Source organism: Paracoccus sp. (in: a-proteobacteria), assembly GCF_030538655.1.
In the GTDB taxonomy this organism is placed as follows: Bacteria; Pseudomonadota; Alphaproteobacteria; order Rhodobacterales; family Rhodobacteraceae; genus Paracoccus.
Genome location: NZ_JAUNTO010000020.1, coordinates 1 through 16,892 on the forward strand (window position 1 = coordinate 1; position 16,892 = coordinate 16,892).

Genomic DNA, 16,892 nt, shown 5'->3' on the forward strand with positions numbered 1-16,892 from the left:
ACCACGGCGCGGGCGCCTATATCTGCGGCGAGGAAACGGCGCTGCTGGAAAGCCTTGAGGGCAAAAAGGGGATGCCCCGGATGAAGCCGCCGTTCCCGGCTGGCGCGGGGCTGTATGGTTGCCCGACCACGGTGAACAACGTCGAATCCATCGCCGTCGTGCCGACGATCCTGCGGCGCGGGCCGGAATGGTTCGCGGGCTTTGGCCGCCCGAATAACGCGGGCGTCAAGCTGTTCGGTCTGACTGGCCACGTCAACACGCCCTGCGTTGTTGAGGAGGCCATGTCGATCCCGATGAAGGAACTGATCGAGAAACATGGCGGCGGTGTGCGCGGCGGCTGGAAGAACCTGAAAGCGGTGATCCCCGGCGGCGCCTCTTGCCCGGTGCTGACGGCGGAGCAGTGCGAAACCGCGATCATGGATTACGACGGGATGCGGGAGTTGCGGTCCTCGTTCGGGACGGCCTGCATGATCGTGATGGATCAGGACACCGACATCATCAAGGCGATCTGGCGGCTGTCGGCCTTTTTCAAGCATGAAAGCTGTGGTCAATGCACCCCCTGCCGCGAAGGCACCGGCTGGATGATGCGGGTCATGGAACGTCTGGTGAAGGGCGAAGCCGAGGTCGAGGAAATCGACATGCTGCTGGACGTGACCAAGCAGGTCGAGGGCCACACCATCTGCGCCCTGGGCGACGCGGCGGCTTGGCCGATTCAGGGCCTGATCCGCAACTTCCGCGAAGAGATCGAGGACCGGATCAAGGCGAAACGCACCGGACGCATGGGGGCGATGGCGGCGGAATGATTGCTGGCCGGACATATCTGGCCGGTCTGGCCCTTCTGGCGGTGACCGCCTGCGCGCCCGCTGGGGAAGCGCCGGGCTGGGTTTTGTATCCGCCTGCTGAAGCACTGGTGCTGAAATGAGGGCGGCGTCGGTATATGCTCACGCCCACCTGACGCAGCCGTGTCATGCACCAGCGGGCTTGGCGCATTATGTCATCGTGTATGTCAAACGAAAGGCAAACACGATGAAAACCCTTTGGAAACTGACGGCGGCTGCGCTGGCCGGGGCCATGCTGACCACACCGGCGGCGGCGCTGGAGCCGCTGAGCCAGGAAAAATACATCAACGACCGGCTGGTGGCGGCACGGGTCGCCGACCTGATCCGGCGCGGTTGCCCGACCATCGACGGGCGCTTGGTCTATGCCTATACGCAGGCGCGCGCGCTGAAACGCTATGCCGAACGCAAGGGCTATTCAGCGGCGGAAATCGACGCGTTCCTTGATTCCCGCGCGGACAAGGATCGCATCTATGCGACTGCCAACACCTATTTGCGGCAGAACAATGCAACGGATGAGGCCGGGCTTTGCCGCCTTGGCCGCGAAGAAATCGGAAGGCGCAGCGTGACCGGATCGCTGTTGATCGCGAAATGAAGCGGGCGATGCGGTGGATTGCAGCGACGTTGCTGGCTTTGGCGGTGTTGACCATGGTTCTGGCCGACATCGTGCTGGCGGCCCCCGCGCCGGAACAATCTGTGGCCGTGGCGGGCCACGCGGAACACGCGGCGGGGGTCATGCGGCCCCTGACTGCCAAGTAAGGATGGAATGATGGCGGACCTGCGGAAACTCATCATCGACGGCAAGGAAATCGAGGTCGATCCGAACCTGACGCTGATTCAGGCGTGCGAACAGGCCGGGGTCGAGGTTCCGCGTTTCTGCTATCACGAGCGGCTGTCCATTGCCGGCAACTGCCGCATGTGTCTGGTCGAGGTGGTGGGCGGCCCGCCCAAGCCCGCCGCAAGCTGCGCCATGCAGGTCAAGGACTTGCGCCCCGGACCCGAGGGGCAGCCGTCGGAAATCCGCACCAACAGCCCGATGGTGAAAAAGGCCCGCGAGGGCGTGATGGAATTCCTGCTGATTAACCACCCGCTGGACTGCCCGATCTGCGATCAGGGCGGCGAGTGTGACTTGCAGGATCAGGCCATGGCCTATGGCATTGATTTCAGCCGCTATCGCGAACCCAAGCGCGCGTCCGAGGATCTGAACCTTGGCCCGCTGGTCGAAACGCATATGACGCGCTGCATTTCCTGCACCCGCTGCGTGCGCTTTACCACCGAGGTCGCGGGCATCACCCAGATGGGCCAGACCGGCCGGGGCGAGGACAGCGAGATCACCAGCTATCTGAACATGACGCTGGATTCGAACATGCAGGGCAATATCATCGACCTGTGCCCGGTCGGTGCGCTGGTGTCGAAACCCTATGCCTTTACCGCCCGCCCGTGGGAGCTGACCAAGACCGAATCTATCGACGTGATGGACGCGCTTGGCTCGAACATCCGCGTCGATACCAAGGGGCGCGAGGTGATGCGGATCATGCCGCGCAACCATGACGGCGTGAACGAGGAGTGGATTTCCGACAAGACCCGCTTTGTCTGGGACGGCTTGCGGCGTCAGCGTCTGGATCAGCCCTATATCCGCGAGGGCGGCAAGCTGCGCCCGGCAACCTGGCCCGAGGCTTTGTCGGCTGCGGCTGCGGCGATGAAAGGGAAAAAGGTTGCCGGTCTGATCGGCGATCTGACCCCGGTCGAGGCGGCCTTCAGTCTGAAAACCCTGATCGAAGGGCTGGGTGGGCATGTGGAATGCCGCACGGATAGTGCGCGACTGCCTGCCGGGAACCGCTCGGCCTATGTGGGCTCGGCGCGGATCGAGGACATCGACAACGCCCAGATGATCCAGTTGATCGGCACCAACCCGCGCGTCGAAGCGCCGGTTCTGAACGCGCGTATCCGCAAGGCGTGGGCGAAGGGCGCTCAGATCGGGCTGCTGGGCGAGGCGGTCGATCTGACCTATGACTATGCCCATGTCGGCACGGATCGCGCGGCGCTGGACAAACTGTCCTCGCAGCAGATCAGTGAGGAAACGCGCGCCAAGCCCAGCATCGTGATCGTCGGGCAGGGTGCCATCCGCGAAGCCGATGGCGAGGCGGTTCTGGCTCATGCGATGCGCTTGGCCGAGAACAGCAACTCCAAGCTGCTGGTGCTGCACACTGCCGCGGCCCGTGTCGGGGCGATGGATGTGGGTGCCGTGACCGAGGGCGGGATGGACGCCGCCATCGACGGGGCCGAGGTGATCTTTAACCTTGGCGCGGACGAGGTGGACATCGACGCGGGTGCCTTTGTGATCTATCAGGGCAGCCACGGTGATCGGGGCGCACATCGCGCCGACATCATCCTGCCCGCTGCCTGCTATACCGAGGAAAACGGTCTGTTCGTCAACACCGAGGGGCGGCCGCAACTGGCGATGCGGGCCAACTTCCCACCCGGTCAGGCCAAGGAAAACTGGGCGATTCTGCGCGCTTTGTCCGCTGAACTGGACGCGACTCTGCCATGGGACAGCCTTGCCGCGCTGCGCCGCGCACTGATTAAGGCGGTGCCGCATCTGGCGCAGATCGACCATGTGCCGGAAAACGCGTGGCAGCCGCTGACCCGCTTTGATCTGGGGAAGGCCGGGTTCCGCTATGCGATCAAGGATTTCTACCTGACCAACGCGATTACGCGCTGTTCGCCGCTGATGGGGGAACTGTCGGCCATGGCGGCGGCGCGTCACGCCACAGCGATGGCGGCCGAGTAACACGATGCGTCTGACCCGCCCCCCCGCTTTGACCCTGCTTGCCGCAAGCCTGATGCTTGCCGGTTGTGGTTCGGATGCGGGCGATGGCCTGGCGACGCGCCCGGCCGCCAAGCCCGAGGTGCTGACAGCGCAGCTGGCCAATCCCGGCGCGGCCAAGGGGCAAGGGCCTTTGACCCGTGCGCAGGTTTCGACCAAATCGGGCGAGATTCTGATTTTGGAACCCGATGGCTCGGTCACGACAATGCGGCTTGATTCGCCGGGCGGGCGCGATGCCTTTGCGGTGACGCAGGCCGACCTGGCGGCGGTCAGCCGCGTTGGTGCCGAGGCTATCATGGCCGCCCCTGCCGTGATGCGGGCCAGCCACCGTGGCCCGACCGCGCAGCAGGTGGCGCTGGATGAGTTCGCGCAGCGGACGCGGCCTGCCTTGCCGGAATGGCGCGCCGGGACCGAGATTGATCCCTCGGTATTTCTGGGCAGCATGATTTCCGGTCTGTCGCCCGAAAGCCGTAGCGATCTGGTCGAAGTCACGGTAAACCTGCGGCAAGGGGTGGACGCGGATATTGCGTTTTCGTATGCCACCTGCGCATTGGCCGGTTGGGCGAAATCGAACGGCGCGGGTTATGCGCGCCACATTCGCACGTTGCAACAACAGCGTGACGGCAAGCTTCTGGTCGGGGCGGCTTTTACGTTGTCGAAGACGCGGCCCATGGGCCTGCGGGTGATGGAAACCAACGAGACCCTGCGTGAATGCAGGGCACGCGGAATACCCGCGGCATAAGGAAAGGGACGGGCGATCATGGCAGAGTTCTGGTCATCGCCGCTTGGCTTCGCGATCATTATGCTGGCCCAAGGGCTGGGTGTGATCGCTTTCGTCATGATCTCGCTGATCTTTCTGGTCTATGGCGACCGCAAGATCTGGGCGGCGGTCCAGATGCGGCGCGGCCCGAACGTGGTCGGCCCCTGGGGCTTGCTGCAAACCTTTGCCGACGCGCTGAAATATGTGCTGAAGGAAATTGTCGTGCCCGCCGGGTCCGACAAGTTTGTGTTCTTTCTTGCGCCGTTCCTGTCGATGATGCTGGCGCTGCTGGCCTGGGTCGCTATTCCCTTCGCGCCCGGCTGGGTGATGGCCGACATCAATGTGGGTATCCTGTTCATCTTTGCCGTCTCCAGCCTCGAGGTTTACGGCGTCATCATGGGCGGCTGGGCCTCGAACTCGAAATACCCGTTCCTCGCCTCGCTGCGGTCGGCGGCGCAGATGGTTTCTTACGAAGTGTCGATGGGCCTGATTATCATCGGCATCATTATCTCGACCGGCTCAATGAACCTGACCGCCATTGTCGAGGCGCAGCGCGGGCTGGGGCTGCTGTCGTGGTATTGGCTGCCGCATCTGCCGATGCTGGTGCTGTTCTTTGTGTCCGCGCTGGCCGAAACCAACCGCCCGCCCTTCGATCTGCCCGAGGCGGAATCGGAACTGGTCGCGGGTCACATGGTCGAATATTCCTCGACGCCTTACCTCTTGTTCATGGCGGGCGAATATATCGCCATCTGGCTGATGTGCGCGCTGATCTCGCTGCTGTTCTTTGGCGGCTGGCTGTCGCCGATTCCGGGCCTGCCGGATGGCGCGATCTGGATGTTCCTCAAGATGGTGTTCTGGTTCTGGATGTTCGCCATGGTGAAGGCCATCGTGCCGCGTTATCGCTATGATCAGCTGATGCGGATCGGGTGGAAAGTGTTCCTGCCGCTGTCGCTGGGCTGGGTGGTCATCATCGCATTCCTTGCGAAATTCCAGGTGTTCGGGACGTTCTGGGCCCGTTGGGCGGGGGTATAATCATGGCCTATTCCAACAAGATCGCTGAAATGCTGGCACAGGCGAATGAGACCGATAAGGTGGAATTCGCGCATTTTCTGGCCAATAATCTGGATGCCGAAGAATGCGCCCATGACAGCGCGCGGGTGCGTGAGTTCGTCGCGGCCTTTGACAGGTTTGCCGCGCCCAAACGGGGGGAGCATTTCTGATGGCATTCGATCTGGCCAAGGCGACCAAATACTTTCTGATGGTCGATTTCATAAAAGGCTTCGGCATCGGGGTGCGGTATTTCTTTGCGCCCAAAGCGACGCTGAACTACCCCCACGAAAAGGGGCATCTGTCGCCGCGTTTTCGGGGTGAACACGCGCTGCGCCGTTATCCTAACGGCGAAGAGCGTTGTATCGCCTGCAAATTGTGCGAGGCGATCTGCCCCGCACAGGCGATCACCATCGACGCTGAACCGCGCGCAGATGGTTCGCGCCGCACGACGCGTTATGACATCGACATGACCAAGTGCATCTATTGCGGCTTCTGTCAGGAAGCCTGCCCGGTGGATGCCATCGTCGAAGGCCCGAATTTCGAATACGCGACGGAAACGCGCGAGGAACTGTTCTACGACAAGGCCAAGCTGCTGGATAACGGTGCCCGCTGGGAAGCCGAAATCGCCCGTAACATCGCTTTGGATGCACCCTACCGATGACCGACGCTTTTCAAAAGCTGTTCTCGCAGATGCTCCAGTCCGGGCAAGAGATGGCGCGCGTCTTTAATCCGGCACTGGAAAAGTTCGACGCCAGGGCGTTCGAAAAGCTGATCCCGACGATGCCGGCGGATATGCTGGAATTGTGGTTTGGCAAGACGTTCAACCGCGACGGGCTGGATGCGCGGACGCGGTTTCTGGTGACGATTGCCGCGCTGACGGTGCAAGGCGCGCTGGCGGAACCGCAATTGCGCCTGTCGATCCGCCACGCGCGCGAGGCAGGGGCGACGCCGCGCGAAATCGCGGAAGTGATTTACCAGATGGGCATGTTCGGGGGGCTTCCCGCCATGCAGAAGGCGCTGTCTTTGGCGCAGGACGTGTTCGCCGAGGAACAAGAGGACGACCAGCCATGATGACCTTCGCATTCTACCTGTTCGCGATCTGCGTTTGCGTATCAGGCTTCATGGTGGTGATGGCCCGCAACCCGGTCCATTCGGTGCTGTGGCTGATCCTGGCCTTTTGCGCCGCATCGGGGCTGTTCGTGCTGCAAGGCGCGGAATTCGTGGCGATGCTGCTGATTATCGTCTATGTCGGCGCGGTTGCGGTGCTGTTCCTGTTCGTGGTGATGATGCTGGACGTGGATTTTGCCCAGCTTAAGGGCGAATTTGCCCGCTATCTGCCGCTGGCGCTGCTGATTTCGCTGGTGATGCTGGCGCAGCTTGCCATCGTCTACGGCAGTTGGCAAACCGCCGAGATCGCCTCGGCGCAGCGTGTGGCACCAATCTTGTCTGAGGTTCACAACACACGCGGCATTGGTCTGATCGTCTATGACCGCTATCTGCTGCCGTTCCAGCTGGCCGGGATGATCCTGCTGGTGGCGATGATCGGGGCGATCACGCTGACCATGCGACATCGCAAGGACATCAAGCGTCAGGACGTGCTGAAACAGATGTATGCCGATCCGGCCGAGCGGATGGAACTGAAAGACATCAAGCCGGGGCAGGGGCTGTAAGGATGAGCAGAACAGTTATCGTTGTGGTCGTCGTTGTCGTGGTCCTCTTGGTCTTTGGACGCGGAATTTTCGGCTGAACGGCATCTGCAAGCTGTTCTATCCGAACGGCGTGAACTAAACACCCATCCGGCGGGGATGCGCCGGGACCGAGAGAACCGGCAACAGCCCGGAGGGACAGAAACGATGATCGGATTGACGCATTATCTGGTGGTGGGGGCGATTTTGTTCGTCACCGGCATCTTTGGCATTTTCGTGAACCGCAAGAACGTCATCGTCATTCTGATGTCGATTGAGTTGATGCTGCTGGCGGTGAACATCAACTTTGTCGCTTTTTCCGCGCATCTGGGCGATCTGGCGGGGCAGGTGTTTACCATGTTCATCCTGACCGTCGCCGCGGCCGAGGCAGCCATCGGCCTTGCGATCCTTGTCGTATTCTTCCGCAACCGTGGCTCGATCGCGGTGGAAGATGTCAACGTGATGAAGGGGTAAGGCCATGACGACGATCATTCTTTTTGGCCCCCTGCTCGGTGCGATCATTGCCGGTTTTGGCTGGCGCCTGATCGGTGAACAGGCCGCGCAATATCTGACCACCGGCATCCTGTTCCTGTGCGCCGCGCTGTCGTGGATCGTGTTTTTGACCTTTGACGGTGTGACGCAACACATCCCGGTGCTGGACTGGATCGTGACCGGCGATTTTGTGGCGCAATGGGCGATCCGGCTGGATCGGCTGACCGCGATCATGCTGATCGTCGTGACCTCGGTGTCCGCCTTGGTTCATATGTATTCAATGGGTTACATGGCCCATGACGAAAACTGGGATCATCACGAACACTATAAGGCCCGGTTCTTTGCCTATCTGTCGTTCTTTACCTTTACCATGCTGATGCTGGTGACGGCGGATAACCTGCTGCAAATGTTCTTTGGCTGGGAAGGCGTGGGCGTCGCGTCCTATCTGCTGATCGGCTTCTACTACCGCAAGCCGTCGGCCAACGCCGCCGCAATCAAGGCGTTTGTGGTGAACCGGGTCGGTGACTTTGGCTTTCTGCTGGGGATATTTGGCATCTACTGGATGACCGGCTCGATCCAGTTCGATGCAATCTTTGCGCAAGTGCCGGAGATTGCCGCCAGCCAGTTCCACTTCCTGTGGCGCGATTGGCCCGCCGCCGATCTGCTGGCCTTCCTGCTGTTTATCGGCGCAATGGGGAAATCAGCGCAGCTTTTCCTGCACACCTGGTTGCCCGACGCGATGGAAGGCCCCACCCCGGTGTCCGCACTGATCCATGCCGCGACCATGGTCACGGCGGGGGTGTTCCTTGTCTGCCGCATGTCGCCGCTGTTTGAATTTGCGCCGGATGCCAAGATGTTCGTCGTCATCATCGGCGCAACCACGGCCTTCTTTGCTGCGACCGTGGGTCTGGTGCAGAACGACATCAAGCGCGTGATCGCCTATTCGACCTGTTCGCAGCTTGGCTATATGTTCGTGGCGGCGGGTGTTGGCGTCTATTCGGTCGCCATGTTCCACCTGTTCACCCACGCCTTTTTTAAGGCGATGCTGTTCCTTGGCGCCGGTTCGGTGATCCACGCGATGCACCACGAGCAGGATCTGCGGAACTATGGCGGGTTGCGCAAGAAAATCCCGCTGACCTTCTATGCGATGCTGATCGGCACGCTGGCCATCACCGGCGTCGGCATTCCGCTGACCCATATCGGCTTTGCGGGCTATCTGTCCAAGGATGCGGTGATCGAAAGCGCCTATGCCTCGGGCGTGGGCTATGCCTTCTGGATGCTGGTGATCGCGGCGCTGATGACCAGTTTCTACAGCTGGCGGCTGATGTTCATGACCTTCTGGGGCAAGCCGCGCGGAGATCATCATGCGCATGACCACGCGCACGAAAGCCCGCCGGTGATGACCATTCCGCTGGGTGTGCTGGCCGTTGGCGCGATCTTTGCCGGGATGGTCTGGTATAGCAGCTTCTTTGGATCGGAAGACCGGGTGCGCGGTTACTTTGGCCTGCCGGTCGCCGAAAGCCATCAGGTTGATGCCGGGCACGAGGCGCCGCTGGATGGTGCCGTGGCCGAGGCGCCGCACGCCGAACCGCAGGGCGAGGCGCTGCACGCTGCCGCCGGTGCGGCCAGCGATCCGTCCGAGGTCAGCGTTGTGACCGTGACGCCGGGCGCGATCTATATGCATCCCGATAACCACGTGCTGCATGACGCACATTATGTGCCCACATGGGTCAAACTGTCGCCGTTTGTCGCGATGCTGATCGGGCTTTTCCTGGCTTGGGTGTTCTACATCCGCGCGCCGGATACGCCCGCGCGTCTGGCTGCGTCGCAGCCCTATTTGTATCGGTTCCTGCTGAACAAATGGTATTTCGACGAACTGTATGATGTGATCTTTGTTCGTCCCACAAAATGGCTGGGCCGGTTCTTGTGGCAGCAGGGTGATGGCCGCATGATTGACGGTGCGATCAATGGCCTTGCCATGGGGCTGATCCCGCGTCTGACCCGTTTCGCTGGCCGTGTTCAATCCGGCTATCTGTTCCACTATGCCTTTGCGATGGTCCTTGGAATTGTGGCCTTGCTGATCTGGGTGATGCTGCGGAGCGCGCACTGATATGACGAGCCTTCTTTCCATCATCACCTTTCTGCCCATCGTTGCTGCGGGTATTCTGGCGCTGTTCTTGCGCGGCGATGATGCCGCCGCACAGCGCAACGCCAAGTGGCTGGCGCTGATCGCGACCAGCGCCACCTTCCTGATCTCGCTGTTCGTGCTGTTCGGGTTTGACCGTTCGAACACCGGCTTTCAGTTTGTGGAAGACCGCGAATGGATCATGGGGCTGCGCTATAAGCTGGGCGTGGACGGCATCTCGGTTCTGTTCGTGATGCTGACCACCTTCCTGATGCCGCTGACGATCCTGTCCACCTGGGATGTCAGCAAGCGCGTCAAGGAATACATGATCGCCTTCCTGCTGCTGGAAGGTCTGATGATCGGCGTGTTCGTGGCGCTGGATCTGGTGCTGTTCTATCTGTTCTTCGAGGCAGGGCTGATCCCGATGTTCCTGATTATCGGGATCTGGGGCGGTCAGAACCGGATTTATGCCGCGTTCAAGTTCTTTCTTTATACCTTCCTCGGCTCGGTTCTGATGCTGGTGGCGATGGTGTCGATGTATCGCATGTCGGGCACCACTGACATCGCCGCGCTGCTGGACCCGGCGCGCACGGCGTTTCCGTCGGAAACCATGCGCATTCTGGGGATTAGCGTGATCGGCGGTGTGCAGACGCTGCTGTTCCTGGCCTTTTTTGCCAGCTTTGCGGTCAAGATGCCGATGTGGCCGGTGCATACTTGGCTGCCCGACGCGCACGTTCAGGCCCCGACCGCCGGTTCAGTCGTGCTGGCCGCCGTGCTGCTGAAGATGGGCGGCTATGGCTTTTTGCGGTTCAGCCTGCCGATGTTCCCGGTCGCCTCTGACATCTTCCAGCCGCTGGTGTTCTGGATGTCGGCGATTGCCATCGTCTATACCTCGCTGGTGGCGCTGGCGCAGTCGGACATGAAAAAGCTGATCGCTTATTCGTCGGTTGCCCATATGGGCTATGTGACGATGGGGATTTTCACCGCCAATCAGGTCGGCGTTGATGGCGCTATCTTCCAGATGCTGAGCCACGGCTTTATCTCGGGCGCGCTGTTTCTGTGCGTCGGCGTGATCTATGACCGGATGCATACGCGGGAAATAGACGCCTATGGCGGGTTGGTGAACCGGATGCCGGTCTATGCGCTGGTGTTCATGTTCTTCACCATGGCGAACGTCGGCCTGCCCGGCACCTCGGGCTTTGTGGGTGAGTTCCTGACCCTGCTCGGCGTCTTCCGCGAAAACACTTGGGTCGGCCTCGTTGCTACCTCGGGCGTGATCCTGTCGGCGGCCTATGCGCTGTGGCTCTATCGCCGCGTCACCTTGGGTGCGCTGATCAAGGAAAGCCTGAAAACCATCACCGACATGACCAGCCGCGAAAAGTGGATCTTTGCGCCGCTGATTGCCATGACCCTGATCCTTGGCGTCTATCCGCGCCTTGTGACCGACATCACCGGACCGGCGGTTTCCAACCTGCTGACCAATTACCACGCATCCATCCCGGCCGAGCCGGTGGCCGAGGCCGCCGCCGAGACCGGGCATTAAGGGGGCCGACATGACCGCGCTGGATTTCTCAATCGTCCTGCCCGAGTTTCTGCTGGCCGTCTATGCGATGGCTGCGCTGCTGGCGGGGGCTTATCTGGGCAAGGATGCCATCGCGCGCCCGATCCTGTGGGTGACGGTGGCGGTGCTGCTGCTGGTGGCACTGTTGATCGGCTTTGGCGGGCGTGCTGACCAGACGGCATTCTTTGGCATGTTCATCGACGATGCCTTTGCGCGCTTTGCCAAGGTGGTCGTGCTGATTTCGGCTGCCGCTGTTCTGGCGATGAGCGCCGACTATATGCAGCGCCGTAATTTGCTGCGGTTCGAGTTTCCGATCCTGATCGTGCTGGCCGCGCTTGGCATGTGCATGATGGTGTCGTCGAACGACCTGCTGACGCTGTATATGGGCCTCGAATTGCAGTCGCTGTCGCTGTATGTCGTGGCCGCGATGCGCCGCGACAGCGCCCGTTCGTCCGAAGCGGGGCTGAAGTATTTCGTTCTGGGCGCGCTGTCTTCGGGGCTGCTGCTGTATGGAATGTCGCTGGTTTACGGTTTCGCCGGCACTACGAATTTCGTCGGCGTGATGGCGGCGGTGTCGGGGGGCGAACATCTGTCGGTCGGGCTGCTGTTTGGCCTGGTATTCCTGCTGGTCGGTCTGGCCTTCAAGGTGTCTGCGGTGCCCTTCCATATGTGGACGCCGGACGTTTACGAAGGCTCGCCCACGCCGGTGACGGCATTCTTTGCCACCGCGCCCAAGGTGGCTGCGATGGCCCTGATCGCGCGGGTGATGTTCGGGGCCTTTGGTCAGGCCACGACCGACTGGACGCAGATCATCGCCGCGCTGGCCGTGATGTCGATGTTCCTTGGCGCGATTGCCGGGATCGGGCAGCGCGACATCAAGCGTCTGATGGCCTATTCCTCGATCGCGCATATGGGCTTTGCGCTGGTCGGTCTGGCGGCGGGCACGGCTTATGGTGTGCAGGCGATGCTGATGTATATGACCATCTATGCGGTCATGAACGTCGGTGCATTCTCCTTTATCCTGTCGCTGGAACGTGATGGTCGCCCGGTCACGGATCTGGCCAGCCTGAACAGCTTTGCCAGTGCTGAGCCCCTGAAGGCATGGGCGGTGCTGTTCCTGATGTTCAGCCTTGCCGGTGTGCCGCCTTTTCTGGGCTTTTTCGCCAAGCTGGGTGTGCTGTCGGCTGCGGTTGATGCGGATATGGCGTGGCTGGCGATTGCTGGTGTGGTCGCCTCGGTCATCGGTGCGTTCTATTACCTGCGCATCGTTTACTACATGTTCTTCGGCGCTGAATCCGAAGGTGTCAGCAGCCGTATGGGGCTGGTGCAGACCGTGGCCTTACTGGTTCCGGCAGCGGTGCTGTTGATTGGCGCGGCAACGATGTTCGGCGTGGATCGCGCGGCGGCAACGGCTGCTGAAACGCTGGTCGGTGCTTCCGCCCTTGCGCCGGTAGATGCGCCGGTCGCGGGACAGGGTGCGGCCGTCACGCCCGGCGGCGACGGGTGAGCCAACCCGTCGCGCCCCGTAATGACTGGCCTGATGGCATAGCGCGGCATATCCTGCCGCGCTGCGATTCCACCAATGCCGAGGCTTTGCGGCTGGCCCCCGGTCTGTCTGGTGCAGCGTGGATCATGGCGCGCGAACAGACATCAGGGCGCGGGCGTCGTGGGCGCGGCTGGTCGATGCAGGCCGGAAATTTTGCCGCAACCCTGCTGATGCGACCCACTGGCGGGCCTGCGGATGCCGCCCGGCTGTCCTTTGTCGCGGCATTGGCCTTGCATGACGCATTGCGCGATGTGGCTGGCCCTGCGGCGCGACTGTCGATCAAATGGCCTAACGATGTGCTGCTGAACGGCGGCAAGGTGGCGGGCATCCTGCTGGAAAGTGGCGGCAGTGGCGCGCGGCTGGATGCGCTGGCTGTGGGCATCGGCGTGAATTTGATCGCTGCCCCTTTGCCCGAGGCGCTGGAACCCGGTGCCATGCCTGCTGTCAGCGTCGCGGGGGAAACCGGCCTGACCGTCACGCCCGAAGACTTTCTGGATCTGCTGGCCCCGGCCTTTGATCGTTGGCTGCGGCAGATGACCGCTTATGGCTTTGCGCCGATCCGCACCGCTTGGCTGGCGCGCGCCGCGCATCTGGGTGGCACCTTAACTGCCCGCACGGGCAAGGCGGAACTGACCGGCACGTTTGAAACCATCGACGACAATGGCGCGTTGATCCTGACGACCACGCAGGGGCGGCAGGCGATTCCGGCGGCCGATATATACTTTGCCGAAAGCTGATCCATGCTGCTGTGTATTGATACGGGTAACACCAACAGCGTGTTTTCCCTTTGGGATGGCGAACAATTCGTGTCGCACTGGCGCATCAGCACCGATCATCGGCGCACGGCGGACGAATATTTCGTCTGGCTGCAAACCATGATCTCGCTGACGCACTTCGATCTGGATATTGATTCCTGTATCATCAGTTCTACGGTGCCGCGCGTGGTGTTTAACCTGCGGGTGCTGTGCAACCGTTACTTTAATACACGCCCGCTGGTGGTGGGAAAACCTGACTGCCTGTTGCCCATGGCTCCACGGGTCGAGCCGGGGTCGGCGGTTGGTCCCGACCGGATTGTGAACACCTGGGCCGCGCATGTACGCCACGGCGGTGATCTGGTTGTGGTCGATTTCGGCACCGCCACCACCTTTGACGTGGCCGATACCGATGGTGCCTATATCGGGGGCGTGATTGCGCCGGGCGTTAATCTGAGCCTTGAGGCGCTGCACATGGGCGCGGCCTCGCTGCCGCATGTCGATGTGACGATGCCGGCACAGGTGATCGGGCGAAATACTGTGGCCTGTATTCAGTCCGGCATCTTCTGGGGCTATATTGGTCTGGTGCAAGGTATCGTACAGAAAATCCGTCAGGAACGGGCCAGACCAATGAAGGTGATCGCAACCGGCGGCCTTGCGGCGCTGTTCGATCAGGGCTTCGATTTGTTTGACGCGATCGAGGACGATCTGACCGTCCACGGATTGCGACTGATTTATGACCACAACAAGGAGGCGGGCAATGTCTGATCGTCTGATCTATCTGCCGCTGGGCGGCGCGGGCGAAATCGGGATGAACGCCTATGTTTATGGCTATGGCCCGGCAGGCAAGGAGCGGCTGATCCTTGTCGATCTGGGCGTGACCTTTGGCGACATGGACAGCGCGCCGGGGATCGACCTGATTATGGCCGACATGCGTTGGCTGGAACAAAACAAGCATCGGCTTGAGGCGATCTTTATCACGCATGGTCATGAGGATCATGTCGGCGCTCTTGGTCTGTTGTGGAACAAGCTGAAAAAGCCGGTCTATTGCCGTCCCTTTACCGGCGCGCTGGCCCGCATGAAGCTGGAAGAAGCGGGTATCGCTCCGGATGCGGTGCAGATCACCGGCCCCCGCCCCGAGGTGGTGCAAGCTGGCCCGTTCACCGTGCAATTCGTGCCGATCAGCCACTCGATCCCCGAAAGCGCGGCGCTGCTAATCGACACCCCCGCAGGCCGGATCATGCACTCGGGCGATTTCAAGCTGGACGGCACCCCGGTCGTGGGCGAAGCCTTCGAGCCGATCATGTGGCATCAGATCGCCGGTGAAGGGCAGGGCATCAAGGTGCTGGCCTGCGATTCCACCAACGTTTTCAGTCCGCAACCCGGCCGGTCCGAGGCGATTTTGGCCAACCCGTTGCTGGATTTCATTATGGCACAGCCGAACATGGTCGTTGCCACCACCTTTGCCAGCAACATTGCCCGGCTAAAGACGCTGGCCGAAGCCGGGGTCGCGTCGGGGCGCCAAGTCTGCCTGCTGGGCCGCGCGATGCGCAAGATGGTGCAGACGGCGCTGGATACCGGAATCCTGACCGATTTCCCGGATACCATCGGCCCGGAACAGGCATCCGAATTGCCGCGCAACAAGGTGCTGCTGATCGTCACCGGCAGTCAGGGCGAACGGCGGGCGGCCTCGGCGCAGCTGTCGCGCGGGCGCTATCTGGGGCTGCAACTGAAAGAGGGCGACAGCTTCCTGTTCAGCTCGCGCACGATTCCGGGCAACGAACGCGGTGTGATCCGTATCATGAACGCTCTGTCGGAACTGGGTGTCGATGTGTTCGATGCCGATGACGGCACCTTCCACGTCTCGGGCCATGCCAACCGCCCGGATCTACAGGCGGTGCACGATCTGATAAAGCCCGACATCCTGATTCCGATGCACGGCGAACATATGCACCTGCGCGAACATGCGAAAATGGCGCGCGCCAAAGGTATTGCTTCGGAAATTGCGGTCAACGGCACCATGCTGGACCTGACTGGCCCGACGCCAAAAATCGTCGATCAGGTGGAAACCGGGCGGCAGTATCTGGATGGCACGGTGCTGATCGGAGCGATGGATGGCATCGTGCGCGACCGTATCCGCATGGCGCTGAATGGTCACGCGCTGGTCTCGGTGATCGTGGATGAGGACGATAATGTTCTGCCTGATGCATGGGTTGAACTGATGGGCCTGCCCGACATCACCCGCAATGGCCAGTCACTGGCCCGCCATATCGAAACCGAACTGGCCGCGTTTCTGGAAAGGGCCGATGACCGGATCGTGCGCGACGATGCAAAAATGGACGAGGCGATCCGCCGCGCCACGCGTCAAGCCGCGATGGAGGAAATCGGCAAGAAACCCGAAGTCACCGTTATCATCAGCCGCCTGATGGCCGACTGACCCGTCTTTCGTTTGAAAATATCCTCTGGGGGTCCGGGGGGCGAAGCGCCCCCGGCTTTGGGGGCAAGGCTGCAACAGATCATGACCGACGAACCCGAAACCTTTGATCCCAACCCGCCGCGCCGCAACTTCTATGGCCGCCGCCACGGCAAGACTCTGCGGCAAAGCCAAAAGGGCTACCTGGCCGAGGATCTGGGCGATCTGCGCCCGCGCGGGATCACCGTGGACGAAAATCCCGACCGTACCCCGATCAATCCGGCGGCGATCTTTGGCGATGATCGTCCCGTCTGGCTGGAGGTTGGCTTTGGCGGAGGAGAGCATCTGGTCCATATGGCCGCCTGCTATCCGCAGGTCGGCATTATCGGGTGCGAGCCGTTCATCAATGGCGTGGCTATGCTGCTGGGCAAGATTCGCGCGGCGGGTGTGACGAATCTTAGCGTTCATCCCGGTGATGCGCGTGATCTGATGGATGTGCTGCCAGATGCGGTGCTGGATCGGGCCTTTCTACTGTATCCAGACCCTTGGCCCAAAGCACGCCATCATCGGCGGCGCTTTGTCACGCCGGAACATCTGATCCCGCTGGCCCGTGTCATGCGCCCCGGCGCCATCTTTCGTATTGCCAGTGACATCCCGGATTATATGCGCCAATCGCGCGAGCAGGTGCCGCCCGCCGGGTTTGATCTGATTGCCGATACGGATCAACCATGGGATGACTGGCTGTCCACGCGCTATGAGCAAAAGGCCCTGCGCGAAGGTCGTGTGCCGCATTACCTGACTTTCCGGCGTCAGGGTTAGCGCATCAGCCCGCGGGGGCCAGCCCC

Annotated in this window: 18 protein-coding genes; all 18 read left to right on the forward strand. The window is 61.4% G+C overall.

What is annotated here, in order from left to right:
• Positions 1 to 803, forward strand: an 803-nt coding sequence (gene nuoF, locus Q4G22_RS12555; protein WP_303386238.1) for an NADH-quinone oxidoreductase subunit NuoF, incomplete at its 5' end; no start/stop codon positions are given.
• Positions 804 to 1,026: 223 nt separating this feature from the next.
• Positions 1,027 to 1,431 (forward strand): DUF5333 domain-containing protein, encoded by a 405-nt coding sequence (locus Q4G22_RS12560; RefSeq protein WP_303386239.1) that lies wholly within the window; start codon positions 1,027 to 1,029, stop codon positions 1,429 to 1,431.
• Between the two features lie 8 nt (positions 1,432 to 1,439).
• Complete coding sequence (locus tag Q4G22_RS12565; RefSeq protein ID WP_303386240.1) at positions 1,440 to 1,595, forward strand: hypothetical protein; 156 nt, start codon at positions 1,440 to 1,442, stop codon at positions 1,593 to 1,595.
• Between the two features lie 10 nt (positions 1,596 to 1,605).
• Positions 1,606 to 3,627, forward strand: a complete 2,022-nt coding sequence (gene nuoG / locus Q4G22_RS12570) for an NADH-quinone oxidoreductase subunit NuoG (RefSeq protein WP_303386241.1) — start codon at positions 1,606 to 1,608, stop codon at positions 3,625 to 3,627.
• 52 nt (positions 3,628 to 3,679) lie between these two features.
• The gene (locus Q4G22_RS12575; protein WP_303386242.1) at positions 3,680 to 4,405 is read left to right on the forward strand and encodes a hypothetical protein; all 726 of its coding nucleotides are present in this window, start codon (positions 3,680 to 3,682) and stop codon (positions 4,403 to 4,405) included.
• Positions 4,406 to 4,423: 18 nt separating this feature from the next.
• The gene (gene nuoH / locus Q4G22_RS12580; RefSeq protein ID WP_303386243.1) at positions 4,424 to 5,455 is read left to right on the forward strand and encodes an NADH-quinone oxidoreductase subunit NuoH; all 1,032 of its coding nucleotides are present in this window, start codon (positions 4,424 to 4,426) and stop codon (positions 5,453 to 5,455) included.
• Between the two features lie 2 nt (positions 5,456 to 5,457).
• Positions 5,458 to 5,643 carry a hypothetical protein gene (locus Q4G22_RS12585; RefSeq protein WP_303386244.1) on the forward strand — a complete coding sequence of 62 codons (186 nt, stop codon included), beginning with the start codon at positions 5,458 to 5,460 and terminating at the stop codon, positions 5,641 to 5,643.
• Entirely contained in the window at positions 5,643 to 6,134 is a 492-nt protein-coding gene (gene nuoI / locus Q4G22_RS12590) for an NADH-quinone oxidoreductase subunit NuoI (RefSeq protein WP_303361241.1), read from the forward strand. The genes Q4G22_RS12585 and nuoI overlap by 1 nt, the downstream gene beginning before the upstream one ends.
• Entirely contained in the window at positions 6,131 to 6,544 is a 414-nt protein-coding gene (locus Q4G22_RS12595; RefSeq protein WP_303386245.1) for a carboxymuconolactone decarboxylase family protein, read from the forward strand. The genes nuoI and Q4G22_RS12595 overlap by 4 nt, the downstream gene beginning before the upstream one ends.
• A complete protein-coding gene (locus Q4G22_RS12600) occupies positions 6,541 to 7,143 on the forward strand; it encodes an NADH-quinone oxidoreductase subunit J (protein ID WP_303386246.1) in 603 nt (200 codons plus the stop codon). Before Q4G22_RS12595 ends, Q4G22_RS12600 begins: the two co-directional genes overlap by 4 nt.
• A 183-nt stretch (positions 7,144 to 7,326) precedes the next feature.
• Positions 7,327 to 7,632 carry an NADH-quinone oxidoreductase subunit NuoK gene (gene nuoK / locus Q4G22_RS12605; RefSeq protein WP_303386247.1) on the forward strand — a complete coding sequence of 102 codons (306 nt, stop codon included), beginning with the start codon at positions 7,327 to 7,329 and terminating at the stop codon, positions 7,630 to 7,632.
• A 4-nt stretch (positions 7,633 to 7,636) separates the two neighbouring features.
• Complete coding sequence (nuoL, locus tag Q4G22_RS12610) at positions 7,637 to 9,760, forward strand: NADH-quinone oxidoreductase subunit L (protein WP_303386248.1); 2,124 nt, start codon at positions 7,637 to 7,639, stop codon at positions 9,758 to 9,760.
• A gap of 1 nt (position 9,761) precedes the next feature.
• A complete protein-coding gene (locus Q4G22_RS12615) occupies positions 9,762 to 11,318 on the forward strand; it encodes an NADH-quinone oxidoreductase subunit M (RefSeq protein WP_303386249.1) in 1,557 nt (518 codons plus the stop codon).
• Positions 11,319 to 11,328: 10 nt separating this feature from the next.
• The gene (gene nuoN, locus Q4G22_RS12620) at positions 11,329 to 12,843 is read left to right on the forward strand and encodes an NADH-quinone oxidoreductase subunit NuoN (protein ID WP_303386250.1); all 1,515 of its coding nucleotides are present in this window, start codon (positions 11,329 to 11,331) and stop codon (positions 12,841 to 12,843) included.
• Positions 12,840 to 13,619 carry a biotin--[acetyl-CoA-carboxylase] ligase gene (locus Q4G22_RS12625; protein ID WP_303386251.1) on the forward strand — a complete coding sequence of 260 codons (780 nt, stop codon included), beginning with the start codon at positions 12,840 to 12,842 and terminating at the stop codon, positions 13,617 to 13,619. Before nuoN ends, Q4G22_RS12625 begins: the two co-directional genes overlap by 4 nt.
• Before the next feature lie 3 nt (positions 13,620 to 13,622).
• Positions 13,623 to 14,402 carry a type III pantothenate kinase gene (locus Q4G22_RS12630; RefSeq protein ID WP_303386252.1) on the forward strand — a complete coding sequence of 260 codons (780 nt, stop codon included), beginning with the start codon at positions 13,623 to 13,625 and terminating at the stop codon, positions 14,400 to 14,402.
• The gene (locus tag Q4G22_RS12635) at positions 14,395 to 16,071 is read left to right on the forward strand and encodes a ribonuclease J (RefSeq protein ID WP_303386253.1); all 1,677 of its coding nucleotides are present in this window, start codon (positions 14,395 to 14,397) and stop codon (positions 16,069 to 16,071) included. The genes Q4G22_RS12630 and Q4G22_RS12635 overlap by 8 nt, the downstream gene beginning before the upstream one ends.
• Before the next feature lie 81 nt (positions 16,072 to 16,152).
• The gene (locus Q4G22_RS12640) at positions 16,153 to 16,866 is read left to right on the forward strand and encodes a tRNA (guanosine(46)-N(7))-methyltransferase TrmB (RefSeq protein WP_303386254.1); all 714 of its coding nucleotides are present in this window, start codon (positions 16,153 to 16,155) and stop codon (positions 16,864 to 16,866) included.
• Positions 16,867 to 16,892: the final 26 nt, after the last annotated feature.

Coding starts and splice junctions, on each gene's coding strand:
- Q4G22_RS12560 (WP_303386239.1), top strand. CDS start 1,027: ATGAAAACCCTTTGGAAACTGACGGCGGCTGCGCTGGCCGGGGCCATG.
- Q4G22_RS12565 (WP_303386240.1), top strand. CDS start 1,440: ATGCGGTGGATTGCAGCGACGTTGCTGGCTTTGGCGGTGTTGACCATG.
- nuoG (WP_303386241.1), top strand. CDS start 1,606: ATGGCGGACCTGCGGAAACTCATCATCGACGGCAAGGAAATCGAGGTC.
- Q4G22_RS12575 (WP_303386242.1), top strand. CDS start 3,680: ATGCTTGCCGGTTGTGGTTCGGATGCGGGCGATGGCCTGGCGACGCGC.
- nuoH (WP_303386243.1), top strand. CDS start 4,424: ATGGCAGAGTTCTGGTCATCGCCGCTTGGCTTCGCGATCATTATGCTG.
- Q4G22_RS12585 (WP_303386244.1), top strand. CDS start 5,458: ATGGCCTATTCCAACAAGATCGCTGAAATGCTGGCACAGGCGAATGAG.
- nuoI (WP_303361241.1), top strand. CDS start 5,643: ATGGCATTCGATCTGGCCAAGGCGACCAAATACTTTCTGATGGTCGAT.
- Q4G22_RS12595 (WP_303386245.1), top strand. CDS start 6,131: ATGACCGACGCTTTTCAAAAGCTGTTCTCGCAGATGCTCCAGTCCGGG.
- Q4G22_RS12600 (WP_303386246.1), top strand. CDS start 6,541: ATGATGACCTTCGCATTCTACCTGTTCGCGATCTGCGTTTGCGTATCA.
- nuoK (WP_303386247.1), top strand. CDS start 7,327: ATGATCGGATTGACGCATTATCTGGTGGTGGGGGCGATTTTGTTCGTC.
- nuoL (WP_303386248.1), top strand. CDS start 7,637: ATGACGACGATCATTCTTTTTGGCCCCCTGCTCGGTGCGATCATTGCC.
- Q4G22_RS12615 (WP_303386249.1), top strand. CDS start 9,762: ATGACGAGCCTTCTTTCCATCATCACCTTTCTGCCCATCGTTGCTGCG.
- nuoN (WP_303386250.1), top strand. CDS start 11,329: ATGACCGCGCTGGATTTCTCAATCGTCCTGCCCGAGTTTCTGCTGGCC.
- Q4G22_RS12630 (WP_303386252.1), top strand. CDS start 13,623: ATGCTGCTGTGTATTGATACGGGTAACACCAACAGCGTGTTTTCCCTT.
- Q4G22_RS12635 (WP_303386253.1), top strand. CDS start 14,395: ATGTCTGATCGTCTGATCTATCTGCCGCTGGGCGGCGCGGGCGAAATC.
- Q4G22_RS12640 (WP_303386254.1), top strand. CDS start 16,153: ATGACCGACGAACCCGAAACCTTTGATCCCAACCCGCCGCGCCGCAAC.